General features: G+C 63.9%; 13 protein-coding genes. 5 read left to right on the plus strand and 8 right to left on the minus strand.

The window, feature by feature from the left end:
* Positions 1 to 2: 2 nt before the first annotated feature.
* Together pqqE and AABE10_RS16800 are read left to right on the plus strand one after the other, a co-directional pair.
* Positions 3 to 1232: a pyrroloquinoline quinone biosynthesis protein PqqE gene (pqqE, locus tag AABE10_RS16795; RefSeq protein WP_342934386.1), complete on the plus strand. Its 1230-nt coding sequence runs from the start codon at positions 3 to 5 to the stop codon at positions 1230 to 1232.
* Positions 1229 to 1954 carry a response regulator transcription factor gene (locus AABE10_RS16800; protein WP_342934387.1) on the plus strand — a complete coding sequence of 242 codons (726 nt, stop codon included), beginning with the start codon at positions 1229 to 1231 and terminating at the stop codon, positions 1952 to 1954. Before pqqE ends, AABE10_RS16800 begins: the two co-directional genes overlap by 4 nt.
* On the opposite strand, the gene AABE10_RS16805 is transcribed toward AABE10_RS16800, so the two are convergent.
* Positions 1885 to 2832 (minus strand): sensor histidine kinase, encoded by a 948-nt coding sequence (locus tag AABE10_RS16805; RefSeq protein WP_342934444.1) that lies wholly within the window; start codon positions 2830 to 2832, stop codon positions 1885 to 1887. The two genes, AABE10_RS16800 and AABE10_RS16805, sit on opposite strands and share 70 nt — an antisense overlap.
* Before the next feature lie 433 nt (positions 2833 to 3265).
* Here AABE10_RS16805 and AABE10_RS16810 point away from each other — a divergent pair, with 433 nt between their 5' ends.
* Both AABE10_RS16810 and AABE10_RS16815 read left to right on the plus strand, forming a co-directional pair.
* Complete coding sequence (locus tag AABE10_RS16810) at positions 3266 to 5641, plus strand: TonB-dependent receptor (RefSeq protein ID WP_342934388.1); 2376 nt, start codon at positions 3266 to 3268, stop codon at positions 5639 to 5641.
* 294 nt (positions 5642 to 5935) lie between these two features.
* On the plus strand, positions 5936 to 6211 hold the full coding sequence (locus AABE10_RS16815) for a hypothetical protein (protein ID WP_342934389.1): 276 nt from the start codon (positions 5936 to 5938) through the stop codon (positions 6209 to 6211).
* 80 nt (positions 6212 to 6291) lie between these two features.
* Here the strand turns inward: AABE10_RS16815 and AABE10_RS16820 are convergent, their stop codons facing one another.
* From AABE10_RS16820 to AABE10_RS16845, 6 genes are all read right to left on the minus strand, one after another.
* Positions 6292 to 8625 carry a S8 family serine peptidase gene (locus AABE10_RS16820; protein ID WP_342934390.1) on the minus strand — a complete coding sequence of 778 codons (2334 nt, stop codon included), beginning with the start codon at positions 8623 to 8625 and terminating at the stop codon, positions 6292 to 6294.
* Positions 8626 to 8655: 30 nt separating this feature from the next.
* Complete coding sequence (locus AABE10_RS16825) at positions 8656 to 9939, minus strand: phosphatase PAP2 family protein (RefSeq protein ID WP_342934391.1); 1284 nt, start codon at positions 9937 to 9939, stop codon at positions 8656 to 8658.
* A gap of 47 nt (positions 9940 to 9986) precedes the next feature.
* On the minus strand, positions 9987 to 11708 hold the full coding sequence (locus AABE10_RS16830; RefSeq protein ID WP_342934392.1) for an adenylate/guanylate cyclase domain-containing protein: 1722 nt from the start codon (positions 11706 to 11708) through the stop codon (positions 9987 to 9989).
* 398 nt (positions 11709 to 12106) lie between these two features.
* Complete coding sequence (locus tag AABE10_RS16835; RefSeq protein WP_342934393.1) at positions 12107 to 13141, minus strand: LuxR C-terminal-related transcriptional regulator; 1035 nt, start codon at positions 13139 to 13141, stop codon at positions 12107 to 12109.
* 161 nt (positions 13142 to 13302) lie between these two features.
* Positions 13303 to 14559 (minus strand): chromate efflux transporter, encoded by a 1257-nt coding sequence (gene chrA, locus AABE10_RS16840; RefSeq protein WP_342934394.1) that lies wholly within the window; start codon positions 14557 to 14559, stop codon positions 13303 to 13305.
* Between the two features lie 214 nt (positions 14560 to 14773).
* On the minus strand, positions 14774 to 16312 hold the full coding sequence (locus tag AABE10_RS16845) for a trypsin-like peptidase domain-containing protein (RefSeq protein ID WP_342934395.1): 1539 nt from the start codon (positions 16310 to 16312) through the stop codon (positions 14774 to 14776).
* A gap of 161 nt (positions 16313 to 16473) precedes the next feature.
* Between AABE10_RS16845 and AABE10_RS16850 the strand changes: the two genes are divergently transcribed.
* Positions 16474 to 16635, plus strand: coding sequence for a hypothetical protein (locus AABE10_RS16850; RefSeq protein ID WP_342934396.1), 162 nt, complete (start codon positions 16474 to 16476; stop codon positions 16633 to 16635).
* A 130-nt stretch (positions 16636 to 16765) separates the two neighbouring features.
* On the opposite strand, the gene AABE10_RS16855 is transcribed toward AABE10_RS16850, so the two are convergent.
* Positions 16766 to 17341 carry a class I SAM-dependent methyltransferase gene (locus tag AABE10_RS16855; protein WP_342934397.1) on the minus strand — a complete coding sequence of 192 codons (576 nt, stop codon included), beginning with the start codon at positions 17339 to 17341 and terminating at the stop codon, positions 16766 to 16768.
* Between the last annotated feature and the right edge of the window lie 66 nt (positions 17342 to 17407).

Raw genomic sequence — 17407 nt, forward strand, 5'->3', positions numbered from 1 at the left:
GCATGAGCGATCTCGCGATTGCAGAACGGGAGCAGGGACAGCAGGCGGCGCGCAGCGACGTCGGCCCGCCGTTGTGGTTGCTGGCGGAACTGACGTACCGCTGTCCGCTGCATTGCGCGTTCTGCTACAACCCGGTCGACTACACCGATCATCGCGACGAGCTGAGCACCGCGCAATGGATCAACGTCTTGCGCGAGGCCCGCAAGCTCGGCGCCGCGCAACTCGGCTTTTCAGGCGGCGAGCCGCTGATGCGCGACGATCTCGAAGAACTCGTCGCCGAAGCGCACAGGCTCGGCTTCTATACGAACCTGATCACATCCGGCGTCGGCTTGACGGATGCGCGGCTCGGCGTGCTGAAGGCAAACGGGCTCGATCACATCCAGTTGTCGTTTCAGGATTCGACCCAGGAGCTGAACGACTTTCTGAGCAGCACGCGCACGTTCGACCTGAAAAACCGCGTCGCGCGCTCGATCAAGGCACACGGCTTTCCGATGGTGCTCAACTGTGTGCTGCATCGCTACAACCTGCCGCACGTCGACAAGATCATCGACATGGCGCTCGCGATGGGCGCCGAATATCTGGAGCTTGCGAACACGCAGTACTACGGCTGGGCGCACGCGAATCGCGCGCAACTGATGCCGACGGCCGAGCAGCTGCGCGAAGCGGAAGCCGTCGTCGAGCGGTATCGCAAGGAAATCGGCAACCGCTGCAGGATCTTCTTCGTCGTGCCCGACTACTTCGAAACGCGGCCCAAACGCTGCATGAACGGCTGGGGCTCGGTGTTCCTCGGCGTCGCGCCCGATGGCGCCGCGCTGCCCTGCCATTCGGCACGCTCGCTCCCCGGTCTCACATTTCCTAACGTGAAGGACATGCCGCTCGCCGACATCTGGTACGCGAGCGACGCGTTCAACCGCTTTCGCGGCTTCGAATGGATGAAGGAGCCGTGCCGCAGTTGCGACGAAAAGGCCAAAGACCTCGGCGGCTGCCGCTGCCAGGCGTATCTGCTGACACACGACGCCGCCAATGCCGATCCCGTCTGCGACAAGTCGGAGCATCACGAGCAGGTCGTGAACGTGGTGCGCGACGCGGCCCGACGCGGCGCGGCGCTTGCACCCGACGAACAGCCCGTCATGTTCCGCAACGATGCGAACTCACGGCGAGTCGTTAGCGATGCACAAGGCGGCGCTACGCCAACGATGACAACGACGCAAAGAGAGAAAACGCGATCATGACGACGTCTGCCATCTCCGTGCTTCTCGTCGACGATCACGCCGTCGTGCGCGAAGGCTATCGACGTCTGCTAGAACTGAGCCCCGACGTGCGCGTCGCGGGCGAAGCGGCCGACGCGATGCAGGCTTACCAGCGCTTCTGCGCGTTGCAGCCGGATGTCGTCGTGATGGATCTTGCGATGCCGGGCGCAAGCGGCATCGAAGCAATGCGCCGGATGCTCGCGCGCGAACCCGATGCGCGCGTGCTTATCTTCAGCGTTCACGAAGAGGCGCTTTTCGTGCGCCGCGCGTTCGATGCGGGCGCAAGCGGCTACGTGACGAAGGCGAGCGCACCCGATGTGCTCGTCGAAGCCGTGCGCGCCGTCGCGCGGCGCGTGCGCTATCTGAGCGCGGACGTCTCGCACGCGCTCGCGTTGCGGACGATGTTCAACGAAGGACCGCCGGGACGTCAGTTGTCCGCGCGCGAATTCGAAGTGCTGCGTCTGCTCGTGCAGGGCTATACGCTGCCCGTGATCGCCGAACGGCTCGGCCTGAGCCAGAAGACGATTGCGAATCATCAGTCCGCGATCCGGCAAAAGTTCGGCGCGAACAACGGCGTGCAGCTCGTGCAGATCGCGCAACGTCTCGGGCTTCAGTTCTCCGAACTCGCCGCGCCTCACGAGCTTTTCGGCTCGCCGGGTTCGATGGGAACGCTCAGTACGCTGGGCTCGGGCAGCCCGACATGAGGCGGCACGCGGGCGCATAGCAGAAAGCCTCTTCCCGGCTCGCTCGCCAGATGAAACTCGCCACCGAGCGCCTCGACGCGCTCGCGCATGCCGACAAGACCTAGCCCCGCGCGAGGCTTCGACAGATCAGTGCCAGGGCCATCGTCGGCGACCGTCACGACGATTTCGCCGCCGCGCTCGCCATCCAGCGGCGCTCTCACCAGATAGATCTCGACGCTCGACTCGCGCGCGAACTTCGACACGTTCGTCAGCGCTTCCTGCACGAAGCGGTAGAGCGTGATGTTGAGCGCGTCGGTGAAGCCGTCGAATTCGCCGTCGATCGTGAGCTTGAACGATGCATCGGGCAGCCGCTCGCGCCAGCCTTCGACGCAATGCTCAAGCGCGCTCGGCAAGCCCAGTTCATCGAGGCCGATGGGCCGCAGCTTGCGGATCATCCCGCCGATCTGCCGGTAGACGAAGCTCGCGCTTTGCATCACGTCAAGCGACGTGCGATGAATTTCGGGCTCGCGATCCGCCGACAGATCGCGAATCCGCGCTGCATCGAGCGCGATTGCATTCAGGTACTGGCCCAGTTCGTCATGCAGCTCACGCGCGAGATGACGGCGCTCCGCTTCCTGCGCTTCAATGCGTTCACTCGCGAGGCGCCGGTTGTCGGCGAGCAGCCGCTCGGCCTCCTCCTCCGCTGCGCGTCTGCGCAGCAATTCCCTCTGCGATTCCCGATAGCGCCGCCACGCGAACCACGCACAGCCCGCCGCGAGCACGAACATCGTGACGGGCAATTCGTCGAGCTGATAGCGCTCGGCATTGCGGCTCCAGCGATACGCCAGTTCGCTGACGTCGAACGTCGAACACAGTGCCCAGACGATCGCCGTCAGCATCACGACGCACGCGAACTCGGTCCATGCGGCCGAGTGCGAATCTTTTGCTCGGCCGTGACCTTTCGCGTGATTTTTCGCGCGGCCTTCCTCACGCGATGGCGTCGCGTGCTGTTGCGCGGCGAGCGCTTGCTTCGCGCTCGCTGCTTGCCGCGGGTCAGGCGCCGGGTTGGCCGGATTCACTGAAGAGAGGGCTTCGGGCATGAGCGTATCGGTGGAAGCAGTGACTCATTCTACTCATCCGGCGGGCGCTTTTCGCGTCGTCGATACGTCAGGGAAGGCTTCCCGAAAGAATCGGGAAAGCTTCCCGGGCGATAGACGCCCTTCATATGCGACTCTGCATGGAACGGCAAAGCAGCAAACCGGGCATTCATGCGCAGCCCGAACGATCTGCCGCTGCTGACAAGGCTAGAACAACCCGCTGGAGTCGACAACCATGAAACCTACGCGGCGCACATCGCGGCGCGCGCGCCTGCATCCGCGCAACGGCGCTTTTCAGCTCGTAGTCGGCGGCGCGCTGGCGAGTCTCTGCGCAGCCGCATGGTCGCAGGAAACCACGACAACGGCCAACAGCGCGCAGGAAGCGACAACGGAGGAAGCGCGATCAAACACGGCTCAAATCGAGTCGCAACAGGTGGCGCAAAACCAGAGCCCTCCGCAGGAAACCGAACAGCCGTCGATCCTCGTAATCGGCACGACGCCGCTCGTCGGCATCGGCACGGCCATCGAGCTCGTGCCCGCGAACGTGCAGACCATACGCGGCCGCGAGATCGCCGGACAGCATCGGAACACGCTCACCGACTACTTCGCGAGCAACCTTCAAAGCGTCGATATCAACGATGCGCAAGGCAACCCGTCGCAGGTCGACATCAGCTATCGCGGCTTCACCGCTTCGCCACTCGTCGGCACGCCGCAAGGGCTGTCCGTGTTTCTCGACGGCGTGCGCGTCAACGAGCCGTTCGGCGACGTCGTCAACTGGGACCTGATACCGCAAGCCGCAATTGAAACGATCCAGCTGATTCCCGGCTCGAATCCAACCTTCGGCCTCAACACGCTCGGCGGCACGATCGCGATCACCACGAAAAACGGCAGCACGGCGCCGGGCGGCGAGGCCGAGATCAGCGGCGGCTCGTGGGGACGCAAGAGCGCGCAGATCCAGCAAGGCGGGATGATCGGCAGCAACCTCGACTACTACTTCACGGCGAACGCGACCAGCGACGACGGCTGGGCCGATCACAACGGCAGCCGTCTGCGCCAGGCATTCGGCAAGCTGCGCTATCACGATGCCGACAACACGCTGTCGATCTCGGCGGGCGCTGCGGACAACACGCTCGACGGCTCGCAGACGATTCCGCGCTCGTTCCTCGACAACCGTTCGCAGGCTTACACGTTTCCGGACCAGAACAGGAACGAGGTCGGCTATCTGACGATCGCGGGCGAGCACTACTTCACGCCCAATATCCAGTTGAGTGGCAATCTCTACTATCGCCACTACCGCAACGAGAACGTGAGCAGCAACGTCAACGACGACTTCGATCCCGACGATGTGCCGCCCGCGACCAACCTGCAGTCGACGATCTTCACCGAAAGCTATGGCGGCAGCCTGCAACTGTCGCTGCTGCAACAGCTCTTCGGCAAGCGCAACGAACTGGTGCTCGGCGTGGCCGCCGATCTGGCGAACTCGCATTTCGCGCAGTCGTCGCAAGATGCGTTCTTCACCGACACGCGCGCGACGATCGGCACCGGTCCGTTCGTGCCGGCCACCGATGCGAAGACGCGCAACGAAACATACGGCATCTATTTCAACGACACATTCTCGTTCAACGAGCAATGGTCGATGACGCTTGCGGGCCGCTACAACTGGTCGCGCACGACGATCGGCGACGAGAGCGGCGAGCAGCCGCTGCTCGATGGCCGCCATGTGTTCTCGCGCTTCAATCCCGCGGTCGGCATCAACTGGAATCCGACCGACAACTTCACCGCCTATGCGACCTACAACGAAGGCATGCGCTCGCCGACGTCGATCGAACTCGCGTGCGCGGACCCGAGCGCGCCATGTTCGTTGCCGAACGACTTCATCGCCGACCCGGCTCTGAAGCCCGTGATCTCGAAGACGTTCGAAATCGGCGCGCGCGGAAGGCTCGGCAGCAACACGACATGGAGCGCGGCGCTCTATCGCACGATGCTCGACGACGACATTCAGTTCGTCAGCAGCAATGGCGCATCCAGCACGCTCGGCTTCTTTCAGAACGTCGGCAAGACGCGCCGTCAAGGCGTCGAGCTTGCGGCTCGCACGAAGTATGGCCCCGTCGGCGTGAGCGCGAGTTATAGCTATGTGAACGCAACCTATCAATCGACGTGGACGGAAAGCAGCGCGAGCAATTCGAGCGCCGACACGAACGGCAACATCACAGTGAGGCCGGGCGACCGCATTCCGGGCATTCCCGCCAATACCGTGAAGCTGCGCGTCGACTACACGCCGATCGCGAAGTGGAACATCGGCACGAACTTCACGTACCGCGGCAGCATCTTTGCGCGCGGCGACGAGAACAATCAGGATGTGAACGGCGCAGTGGCCGGCTACTTCCTGATCGATCTCGATACGACGTACAACGTCACGAAGCAGCTACAGGTATTCGCGACCGTCAAGAATCTGCTGAACAAGCACTATTCGAATTTTGCGATTCTCGGCGAGAACTTCTTCAACGGGCCAAACCATACATTTGATCCGAACAATGTCACCAACGACCAGTTCCTCGGTATCGGCGCGCCGCGCGGCGTGTGGATCGGCTTGCGCTACGCGTGGAAGTAGTTGAAGCGCGCCCGCTTTATATTCCCGCTTACCACCAAAGTCATATAGGCCTGCGCGCGTGCGAAAACCATACTGGGTTCAAGCCGCGTGGCCGCACAGTCATCTTTCGCATGGCCGAGCTTTCGCGAGGCTGACTACGTGTCAACGAATTCAATCCTGTCTTGCCACAGATTCTGATGGTTGTGCACGTCTAAAGGTCGGCGTGGCCGTCCGCGTTCTTCGAATGCGACCCACGCTTTCGTCTCGGTCCGGCGCAACCGCGTAATGCGCTGCAATTGTTCGAAGGAGACTCAAATGAAGACGATGCTCATCCTCTGCGGCGGCGCGCTCTGCCTGTCAGCATTGCAAGCGTATGCGCAGGAAAGCCCCACCAACACGGCCACCTCGACGCCCACGACGCCCGAAACCGTCGTCAACTCCGAAGGCCCCGGCATGTCGGCAACGACGATGTCGGGCGGTTCGGCTATCTCGCACGGAAAGACGCGCGGTGAGGTCTATCAGGATCTCGTACGCTCGCAACAGAACGGCGAAGCCGCGCGCCTGAACGAACTCTTCAAGGGCGGCAACTGAGCGACGCGGTTGCATGCTGTTCGAAAGCACGGCACGAAGCGGGGCCTGTCAGCGATGACAGGCCCCGCTGCATGTTCCCGTTATGAATCGATGCCGCGCTTCTTCGATCGGCGCGACTTGAAGCGACCTGCGCCGCCCCGCTCCGCCGGCATTCTCCGCAGCCATGCATGCTCTCCGACGGGCACGGTAGGCGGGCGTTCCGTGCCGGGGCAGGTGCCGGCAAGCACATGCGGCGATGCGCCCAGCTTGGCCGGGTCTTCATTGGCCGCTTTCTGCGCGATCCAGTTGCGGCTCGCGAGAGGATTCATCGTCGTCGGCGCGACCTTCGCTGCTTTCTTCGACGCATTTTTCGCGGCAGTCTTCGCCACATTCTTCATCGCATTCTTCGCTGCCGTCATCGGCGTGAGGACCACGGCGTCGCCCCTCACCTTCGCTTGCGCGAATAGACGCGACACTTGCGGCGCGGCCGCGCTCGTCCCCGAGATCGCGGCGAGACTTCCGCTGCGCGTGCTCGCGCCGAGCACGCCCGCGCAGGCGGGCGAGTCCTCGCTGACGGCAGTCGCATCGGGGCCGTTTCTCTGCTTCGTGCGAAGCGAAGGTCCCGTCGATGAATAGAGCGCCGCCTTGCCGTCCGTGCGCCGATACGCGCCAACGACGACGGTATAGTCGCCCGTCGCGATCGAATTCAATGTGCCGCTGCGCCTTATCCACGAATCCGTGTTGCCTATGTCGACGTCCCTCGCATGCGAGCCCGAGAAGAAGCGCTTGTAAAGCGGATCGTCGAAGCGCGACTGGCGTCCGCGCATCGGATAGCCAAATGCCGTTTCGTTGCGCTGTACCCATGCGTGCAGGTTCAGCGCGTCGCCGTGGCGCGCCGTGTTCGACACGGTCACGCTCCAGTTGCCTGACGGCGTCGCATCGCGCGAAGGATCGCGCGTGAGCGTGGGCGCAAGCGCGATCAGGATCATTCCGTTGTCGCCCGTCGCGACGCGGTCCAGATACACGGATGCGCACAGCACGTTGCCGCCCGGTTGCCACGCATAGAAATTGTTCACCGACATGGCGGGGCTTTTATCGCCCGTCGGCGGACAGACCTGGATCTTGACCTTCGACGGATCGGCATGCTCCGGCAACCAGATCTCCAGAAAACTGGGCGTCGCGCAATCGGGCAACACGCGCCATGTGAGGCTCCTCGATTCGCCATGCGCGAGTTCGATGTTCGCGTGACAGCGCAGCACGTTGCTGTTTCCAGCGGGCACGACGACGCACAGATCGCGGTGCTGGTCGATCAGCTCGTCGATGGCTCTTTCGATGATCGAGCTGCCGTCATGCGGTCCCGCCATATAGCCGTAGCTCAGATTGAGCACCACGCAGTAGTCGTGGCCGTGGCTGTGTGCGAGATCGTCGGCGCGGCGCAGGATATAGCGCATCGCATCGAGCGCGTGCGTGGCGAACCAGAGTCCCGACGTATCGCGCACCGTTCTCCCAGGCGTCTTGAACTGCACGCCGATCAGATGCACTTTCTCGAGCGCCTTCCTGTCGTCGCCCAGCCGCTGAAGGAAAGCCGCGTGCAGATCGCCGGGGCGCACGCCGCCTGCCAGATCCAGCGCTTCCGTGCCGTGCGCCCAGCGCTTGCGCACGCCGATGTAGCCCGCCTCCCGATACACGGCGTCTTCGTCGATCAATCCGCCTTGCGTGTAGCGCGCGAGCATATCGTCGATCCCGGCCTTCGAGAGTTCGCGCCCGTAGTGCAGACCGGGCGGTGTGCCGGGCGCGTCGTCCTGATTCCAGAAGTATTCGATGCGCGTGGCCGACGGATTGCCGGAAGAACGAAAGCGTTCGTGCGCAAACGCGAGGCCATCGTCCATCACGCCGAGAAACACGATGCGCTCGCGCTTCGCGTCCGCTGCCTTCGCCTTTGCCTGAGAAGCGGCGGCGAACCGCGGGCCCGTGCCCGTCGCGAGCACCGTCGTGGCCTGCAATGCGCTAACAGACTGATCGTCGGGCACGACAGGCATGCCGAGTTCGAAGCGCTTCACGAAACCCTTTAGCGCTGTGTCGAGCTTCGCAAAGAACAGCTTCGTCACGGCTGCCGTCAGGAAGTGCGTCTGCTCGAGATCGCGCGGCGGATAGCGATAGAGCGACGACACCCGTATCCACGCTTTCCACGCCGCGTGCGTGCTTTCGAGACTCTCCGCGAACGACTGTGCCGTGAGCGGCGTGCCATCGGGCCCATGCTCCTCGAGCTCGATGATGACGCGCACCCAGGCCGCAGGCGGTCCGCCCAGATCGGCGAACAGCGTCGCATCGGCCCATGCCAGATACGGGTCGGCTCGCGCCATGCCGTTCGCGCGCCCAGTCCAGTCCAGACCGCTCCACGCGCCGGCCTTACCCGTCAACGATTGCCAGGTCATCGCCCACCTCGCTCGAACAGCATGCAGACGCTAGAACTTCGTGTTCGCGAGGGCGTTGCCGTTCCACTCGCTCTCGGCCTGATTCCACAGCCACGACAGGATGTTCGAGCCGTCGACGGATGGCGCGCCCGGCTTCTTCCAGCCGAGAAACGGAAACTTCGCCAGCACAGCCGGCTTCGACATCTTGTGCGCCTTCGCGTAGGCATCGACATCGCCGTCGCTCAACGGCTCGTGATAATCGAAATCGGGATTGCCGTCCGGACTCTTCGCCGACAACACATGCCCTTTGAACTCGCGCGATGTGATCTTGCCGTCCGCGAGAGGATCGCGTTTTGCGCTTCCTCCCGGCTTCTTCAGGTTGCGCGTGCAGCGCGCGACGAAGTACTCGCCGAGCGCGGTGCCGAGCACATGGCCCGCAATGCTGTCGATGGGGAAATGAACACCCGCCACCGTTCGATTGACGGCGACGCGATACGCCTGGCGCATCGCCTGCTGGTAGTAGACGGTATGTCGGCCCTGCTTGAACAGCGCGCACAGCACGACGGCGATGATGAACGCCTGGGTCGAATGGCCGCTCGGCAGCGAGCCGTGCCCCGGCGTCTGGATCATCGGCTGCACCTGCTGCGAGTACTCGAGCGCTCGTGACGCCGCGATTGCGTGCTTGAAGCGGATCTCGACGAAAATCGCGAGGCGTATTGCCGTGTCGAGCAGTTCGATCGTCTTCGGCGTGCGGCTCGGATGCAGATAGATCAGCATGCTCCAGAAGGCCACTTGCGGGCCCATCTGGCAGAGTATTTCCGCCGAGCGATCTTCGCGAAGGTCCGCATAGAAGTCGAGCCATTCGGCCTGCTTCGCGAAAACGTCCTTGTCAGGACGATGCAGGCTCACGATATCGATTTCCGCGCCGCCCTTCGACGGCCGGTGCGAGAGCTGCGGATACGCAAGCGTCTTGCTCCCCTCGTTCTGTATCCAGAAGCGCAGATTCGACAATAGCTCGAAATCGAACACCGTCGCGCGCACCCACGGCTCCCATCGCCATAGCTGACGATAGTCGTCGATTGCGCAGAAGTTCTGCTTGTCGAAATCGACCGTGACCCGCTCAGGCGGATGCCAGCTGCCGACAATGCCATCGCGATGCCCGATCAGCGCGCCGGCAAGAAGCGGCCCATCCGCCGACCCGCCGCCCGCATCGTACACGCCGCCCGCGCCGCCGCCGCCCGAAGGCACGCCTGCACCGCCCGCTCCACCTGCGCCGCCCGCACCGCCTGCACCTCCCGCTCCGCCTGCTCCTCCCGCACCGCCAAGTCCGCTCACGATAGGCCTCCTCTGTCAGGAATCCTGCACCGCATTCAAACCTTTTTCTACGCAGGCAAGCCTGCTTGCCGCAATGCTTCCGACCATATCCTCCCGGTCTTGTACGCGCCGCTCGGCGAGCGTTCGAGATAGCGCGTGACCGTCAGCGTCGGCTCGATCGCGAGCACTTCGTTGAGCGTCAATCTCGCGGCATCGAGATCGCCGAGCAGCGATTGCGCGATCGCCAGCGCGCGCAACGTCGACGTATGGGTGCGGTTTACGCGCAACGAGCGCTGCGCGAGTTCGACGGCGCGCTCGTAACGCCCCGCCGACAGCGCCGCCGTCGCGCCCAGCGATTCGTAGAAGTAGCGCAACGGATCGAGCGGCGACAGACGCAGCGCGCGCTCGGTCGCGTCGACGGCTTGATCGCCTTCGCCCTCGAATGCGAGCAGCGTGCCTTTGAGCAGCCACGCAAGCGAATCGTTTGGATTGACCGCGAGCGCGCTTTCGTAGCGCTGCTGCCCGACGTCGAGCTGCTTGAGGAGGTTCGTATGCACGAAGCCGTCGATCGTCATCGCGAGCGAGCATTCGGGATCGGCGTCGAGCGCGCGGCGCGTGCAGCCAAGCGCGGCCTGCGCTTCCGCAGCGCGATCGTTGGTCCAGCCGCGATTGAAACGCAGTACGTGCCATTTTCCAAGCCACGCATGCGGCAAGGCCTGTCTGCGCGCGCGCTCGATCAGCGCTTCGAGCATGTCGCGCGCGCGGTTGAAGTCATGCGAGACGCCGCGATGCATCAGCACGATCGCGCTCATCAGCAGCGTCGAGCTTTCGAGCGACGGCAGCGCCTGCGAGCGCGCGCGCTGCAACTCGCGATCGATGATCGCGCCACTCGTTTCGGCGACGATGCGATCGATCATTTCGTCTTCGCCGAGCATGATGTGCGTCGCGCGGCCTTTGATGCTCGCCGTCCACAGAATGTGGCGCGACTTCGCTTCCGCGAGTTCGGCGACCAGCACGACCTGCTCGCCCGACGTGCGATACGCGCCCGACAGCACGTAACGCGCGCCGAGAAACGCGCTGATTTCGTCGAGCGTCGCATCGCGCTCGCGAAACGCCGTCGTCGACAGACGCGAGATGACCTGAAGCTCGGCCGTGCGCGACAGCGACGAGATGATCTCGTCCGCCATCACTTCGCCGAGCACCTGTTGCCCCGCCTCACCGCCGCGCGACGCAAAAGGAATCACCGCGATCGTGGGCCGCAGCTCGGGCAGGAACGCAGTCCCGCGTTCGATCACGGGACGCGGACCCGGCGGGCCGATCCGATACGCGCGCACGGGCTGTTCGAAATGCTTGACGTGGCATTCCCCCAGGTCTTCGATGTCGGCATCGAGATCGGGTGTCAGCTGGTCCCGCACCTGCGCCGATACGACGATCTCGCCTGGCCCCGCGAGCGTATAGAGCCGCGCGGCCAGATTGACGCCGCGGCCATAGACGTCGCGCTCGTCTTCGTAAAGCTCCGTCACGTGCAGGCACATACGCAATAACATGTGCTGCGGCGGCGGCAGTCCCGCGTTGGCTTCGCCCGACGCGTGCTGGATCTCGAAGGTCGCCGCGAGTCCATCGCGCAGTTCGACGAACGTGACCATCAGTCCGTCGCCTTCCGTCCTGATCAGACGTCCGCGATGCGCGGGTACGATGTCGTTCTCGATGTGCGCCTTGAACTTGCGCCACCGTCCCGCTGCTTCCACTTCGTTGTCCTGGATCAGCCGGCACGACTCCACGAGGTCCATGAATAGAACCGTGCGGACGACGCGCGCCAATCCGTCGGATGGGCAGGAAGAATCTGTGATCACTTTCTTCAAGCCTTTTCAAAGAGCACCTGCTAGCGGCTCATGATCCGTTTCATCGCGATGAGGCAACTCTGCGAATGCCTCGCAATGCAAGTGCGGCACACGCGCCATGCGGCGCTGCGCAGTGTTGATCGAACAAACGGATGGTTCGCCCTGTCTTGCCGGGCGCAGTGGAATGCGCGCCCGGCACCTCGGATCGACGTGCGATTGCTATGTGTTATAGATCAAAATGCACCGTTTAAAACGGGCTTTTTTTCCAAATCTCGTTCGTCATTCGATGGCGGGAACGGGGAATAGCGATTGATAGTGCGTATGTAAATAAACCGCAGCAAGCGAAACTAATTTTTCGAGCGCAGCTTGTCCGCTTCGAGTCGCCGCGTGATCAGGTGGATCAGATACGTGGCGAACTCGGGGTCCTGGTAGTAGAGGCGCATCGCGTCGGTGGCCGACACCATCAGCAGTTCGCAATCGCTGATGCAGCGCGCGGTGCAAGTGCGCCGATGGTCCGGCGAGAAGAGTCCGATCTCGCCGAGTATCGCGCCGCGCCCCACTTCGATATCGATCTCCGCGAGACTCACGGTGCCGCGCACGACGTAGTACAGCGCATCGCTGGGATCGTTCTTGCGAAAGAGCACTTCGCCGGACTTGAAGCGCGTGGGCGTCGTGAACGCGAGCAGCCTGCCGACGGAAAGCTGGCCGTCGAGCGCGCGATGCAACTGCGCATCGCCGATCTGCCGCAGCCGCGCAGCCGCCACGCTCGCCTGCCCGCGACTGCCGACCTTCAGCGCCTTGTACACGGTGTACAGGTGCACCTTGACGGTGCCTTCCGTGATGTTCAACTGCTTCGCAATCGACTTGTTCGTCTCGCCGCGCGCCGCCAGCGCGAGCACCTGGATCTGACGCGGCGTCAGCACGTGTTCTTTCATTTCGTCGGCGAGCGCATCGGATGCGCGCGCATCGTTCGCGGACGCAGGCAACGCTGCTTCGTCCAGCGCGAGCGGCGTCGAAGCGGGATAGCGGCTGCCCGCGAGCAGAAGACGCAGCGCATCCAGCAGCGCCTCGCCCGATTCCGATTTGTCGAGATGGCCCGCGACGCCCGCCGCGACGTATTCGTCGACGGTCTGCCGATCGACGGCCGTCAGCAGCACCAGCACGGGCAGTCCTGTCTGCAGCCGCTGTGACGCGTTCGCTACGGTGAGCGCGTCGGGCACGCTGTCGCCGTCGAGCACGACGAGATCGGCGACCCGCTCATCGTCGAGTATGTTCGAGGCGAAGTCCGCGCATTTCACTTCGACGCACTCGGCCAGATCGCCGAGCAGACGCGCGACGCCATCGCGAAACAGACCTGCAGGAGCAATGAAAAGAATCAGCATGCGCGTGAAGTGCTTTCCGGATGATCCAGAGTCCGTGCGCACGGCTTGCCGCCGTCTTTATCGTATGAATATAGTGTCGTGGCGACATGAAAGCGTGTGCGTCGCTAACCGTTATAGGCGACGCAGGCCGATGCGTCTTGTTGCGATCGGGTTTCGGTGCTTCAACGCACGAATGTCTCGGCGATTCCCGCCGCTGCGCACAACAGCACGACGAGCAAAGGCCGCACGTTCCAGCGCGTGAGCAAGAACAGCGACACGACTGCGACGGCGAAATCGGCTGCCGATAATACGGCGCTCGTCCATACGGGCGCATAAAACGCGCTCGCGAGCAGACCGACGACGGCGGCATTCGCGCCCGCAAGCAATGCCGCTACGGACGGACGCGTTCTCAGCGCCTGCCAGTGCGGCAACACGGCGATGACGAGCAGCAGTCCCGGCAGAAAGATGCCGACGGTTGCGCACAGCGCGCCGAGCCAGTGAGCGGACGAAGGGCTCATCATCCAGCCGAGGTACGACGCGAACGTGAAGAGTGGACCGGGGACGGCCTGCGCCGCGCCGTAGCCCGCAAGAAAATCATTCGCAGAGACCCATCCGCTTGCGACCGTCGCCTGTTGCAGCAGCGGCAGCACGACATGACCGCCGCCGAACACGAGCGCGCCCGAGCGATAGAACACGTCGAAGATCCTGATGGTCCACGTGGCGGGCAGAAGCGCTTCCAGTGCGGGCAATCCGGCGAGCAACGCGAAGAACAGCACGAGCGCAATGCCGCTTGCGGCGCGAGGCAAGGCGAATGCGTGTGCGTCGGCGGGTGCGCTGCTTGCAGCCTGTGCAGCGAAAGCCGACGATGCAGACGCCATTCGCCACGCGACGACGCCAAGCAACGCGCCGCCGCCGATCACGATAAGCTGCGCGTACACCGTATCGAGCACGCTCAGCAGCGCGAGCGCGGCGAGCGCGATGGCGGCGCGCGCACGGTCGGGGCACAGGCGGCGCGCCATATCCCAGATCGCCTGCGCGACGACGGCCACGGCGACGAGTTTCAGCCCGTGAACGAGTCCTTTGCCGAGCGTGTTGTCGAGCAGTCGCGCAACGCTCGCGTAACCGGCCAGCAAGACCGCCGAAGGCAACGTGAAGCCCAGCCACGCCGCGAGCCCGCCCCGCCATCCCGCGCGCAGCAAGCCAATCGAAAAGCCGACCTGGCTGCTCGCCGGTCCGGGCAGGAACTGGCACAGCGCGATCAGATCGGTGTATGTCGTATCGTCGAGCCAGCGGCGGCGCTCGACGAATTCGCGGCGGAAATATCCAAGATGCGCAATCGGCCCGCCGAAACAGGTGCAGCCCATTTGCAGGAATACCCATAGCACTTCGAACGCGTTGCCTGCGCGCGTCTGCTGACGCGACGTGCTTTCACTTTCCATAGGTTCGCCGACGGGCGTGATATTCGGATTGGCGCATTGCGCCGATATGCATGGCGATGGCGATGCGCGCATCACTCTAGCGCAAACCGCGAACGCGCGGTGTTATCCAGCTTGCGTGGACGCGTCGGCGGTGAGATGAAGCGCGGCAGTCTTGCGCATGATGTCGACATGCGGGGCGGGCATCGCGTGCCGATTGCCCGCCCTGCTTCGCGCATCACTTGAGATCGACGGTCACGAAGCTGCGCGCATGATTGCGCTGGATCAGCAACGCCGCCTTCTTGCCCGCCTTCGCCGCGAGCGATGCGAGTTCATCCTGCGATGAGACCAGCGTGCCGTTCAGCGACAGCACGACATCGCCGGGCTTGATGCCGGCGCTGCCCGCCGTGCCCGACACATCGTCGACCATCAGGCCTTCAGCGAGGCCCGTGGTGCGCCGCTCGTCATCCGTGAGGGCATGCATCGTGAGGCCGAGATGATCGAGCGGACCTGCACCGCTCATGCTCGTGCTCACCTCCGTGCCCCCGGCAGCATCCGGCTCTTGCGCCGATGCGCCGACGCCGACCATCACCGTCATCTGCTTGTGATTGCGAATGAGCGTCAACGGGACTTTCGTTCCCGATTGCAGCGCTGCGTCCTGCTCGGCGAAATCGGCCGCGTGCTCGACGGGCGTGTTGGCGAGTTTCACGATCACGTCGCCGGGCTTGAGGCTGCTTGCCGCCGCCGGGCTGCCCGGCTCGACGGCGATCACGAGCGCGCCCGCCGCGCGCGGCAGGCCGAATGCGCCCGCCAGCCCCGGATCGACGTCCTGCACCTGGATGCCCAGGCTGCCGCGCGCGTTCTTGTCCTGGCTTTGCAACTGCGCGCGCACCTTATTCGCCATATTGATCGGGATTGCGAACGTCAGGCTCTGGGCGCGCTCTCCGTCGCCGTACACCTGCACGTCGATGCCGACCACTTCTCCCGCGCGATTGAACACGGGGCCGCCCGAATTGTCGGGGTTCAACGAGACGTCGGTCTGGAAGAACGGAAACGCGCTGCCATCGGCGAGCGTGCGCGACGTCGCGCTGACGATGCCCGCCGTCACCGTGTTCTGGTAGCTGTCGGGTGAGCCGATCGTCATCACCTGTTCGCCGACCCGCACGCGCGTCGAATCGCCGAGCTTGACGGTCGGCAGCTTCGTCGCGTCGATCTGGATCACCGCGACATCGCTCTGCGTATCGACGGCGATCACCTTGGCCTTGAACTCGCGCCGGTCGGTCAGGCGAACGGTCACGTCATCCGACTGATCGACGACATGCGCCGTCGTCAGAATGAGGCCGTTCGGGCTCACGATAAAACCCGAGCCGACACCCGAGATCGCGCGCGGCGAACTACTCTGGCCGTCCTGCGAATGCGGCGCGGCCTGCTTGAAGAACGCGAAGAGCGGATCGTCGCCGTCGATCGCCTCGGACCCAGGCCCTGAAGCGGGCGCCGAAGCGGAAGCGGGCGCCGCGCCCGCCTGTGCCTTGTCCTGCACCACCGCGCGGATGTTCACGACAGCCGGCCCATACCGCTCGACGATCATCGGAAAGTCAATGGACGTGCTCGCCTGTGCGGTTCGCTTCTCTTTCACTGGCGTGACGGGCGCCGCCGATGCGGACGCGGCAGCGGAAGAAGCAGTCGCTGCGTACGTGTCGGTGCAGGGATAACCGGCAAGACATGCCGTCGTCACGGCGATGTAAAACACGCTGCGGGATAGGGTCGGGTGAAACACAGCGCACCTCCATGGCGGTCGTTATGCCTGGCACTGTGAAGAAATTATTTCGCGCGCGACGGCGAGCGAGTGTGACGCAGCACACCGATGAAGTCGAAAAGAAAAGAAGCCCCGTCAGCCTGCGCGACGGATAGGGTCGCGCGCTCCATGCGCGAGCGCGCATGGATGAGATCGACCCGTTATGCGTTGTTCGGCGGATCGAAGCCGACGTGAGATTCAGCTGCATGTTTGCCGCGATGGACGATCAGGATGCGAGCGATACACTCGCACGCGCGTTCCCACGGCTCGGCCGTTATGAAGAACGCGGCGTTCGTCCTGATTGATTTATAGGGAAGCGCAAAGAAAATTGCAGCGAGTACAAATCCTGGCGTGCGGCGAATGCACGGCTGCCGGTACGCCTGTCATTTCAGGTGCGTCAAATGCCAAGCCCAAGCCATCACGCCCTGCCTCCGACTACGCCCGCGCGATCACACAGAACGCATCGTCGTCCTTCTGTGTCAGTTTTGCGTCGGCGAAATGGGCGCCCGTCACGCGTTCGACGAGGCCGCTTTGCTGTTGACCCGAATGGATCGTGAAGGCAAGCGCGAGCGTCGCGCCCGGCTTCATCACGCGCCGCAGTTCGGCAAGACCCGCAGCCGGGTCGGGCCAGACCTGCATCGAGTTGATCGCGAGCGCCTTGTCGAATGTGTCGTCCTCGAAGGGGAGGCGCTCGGCCGAGCCCTCGCGCAGATCGACCCGTCCACGCGCGATTGCTTGGGCGTTGCGCGCGGCGGCCTGCGTCACCATCTCCGGCGACGGATCGACGCCCGCGATCTTGCCCGCCGTCGCCTGCTGCGCGAGAAGCTGAATGCCGACGCCCGGCCCAAAGCCGATCTCGATCACGCGGTCGCTTGCGCGGACATCGAGCAGGCCGATCGCCCACGCCGCGCACGGCGCGTTCATGTTCGCCATGATCTTGCCGCCGATTCGTCCCAGCACGCCTTGCGGGCGGCCAAACGCGCGCAGCAAGACACACCTGAAAAAGCTCACGTCTGCTCCTGTGGTCAGGCCAAAAAAAGCGCTGGCAAGCACACGCGTGCCAGCGCTTCGACATTT

The organism is Paraburkholderia diazotrophica, assembly GCF_038900755.1.
GTDB lineage: Bacteria > Pseudomonadota > Gammaproteobacteria > Burkholderiales > Burkholderiaceae > Paraburkholderia > Paraburkholderia diazotrophica_A.

Bases quoted from the DNA above. Each gene is read 5' to 3' on its own strand.
- pqqE (WP_342934386.1), top strand. From the start codon at position 3: ATGAGCGATCTCGCGATTGCAGAACGGGAGCAGGGACAGCAGGCGGCG.
- AABE10_RS16805 (WP_342934444.1), bottom strand. From the start codon at position 2,832: ATGCTGACGGCGATCGTCTGGGCACTGTGTTCGACGTTCGACGTCAGC.
- AABE10_RS16835 (WP_342934393.1), bottom strand. From the start codon at position 13,141: ATGCTGATTCTTTTCATTGCTCCTGCAGGTCTGTTTCGCGATGGCGTC.
- chrA (WP_342934394.1), bottom strand. From the start codon at position 14,559: ATGGAAAGTGAAAGCACGTCGCGTCAGCAGACGCGCGCAGGCAACGCG.
- AABE10_RS16815 (WP_342934389.1), top strand. From the start codon at position 5,936: ATGAAGACGATGCTCATCCTCTGCGGCGGCGCGCTCTGCCTGTCAGCA.
- AABE10_RS16820 (WP_342934390.1), bottom strand. From the start codon at position 8,625: ATGACCTGGCAATCGTTGACGGGTAAGGCCGGCGCGTGGAGCGGTCTG.
- AABE10_RS16800 (WP_342934387.1), top strand. From the start codon at position 1,229: ATGACGACGTCTGCCATCTCCGTGCTTCTCGTCGACGATCACGCCGTC.
- AABE10_RS16810 (WP_342934388.1), top strand. From the start codon at position 3,266: ATGAAACCTACGCGGCGCACATCGCGGCGCGCGCGCCTGCATCCGCGC.
- AABE10_RS16830 (WP_342934392.1), bottom strand. From the start codon at position 11,708: ATGGACCTCGTGGAGTCGTGCCGGCTGATCCAGGACAACGAAGTGGAA.
- AABE10_RS16850 (WP_342934396.1), top strand. From the start codon at position 16,474: ATGGATGAGATCGACCCGTTATGCGTTGTTCGGCGGATCGAAGCCGAC.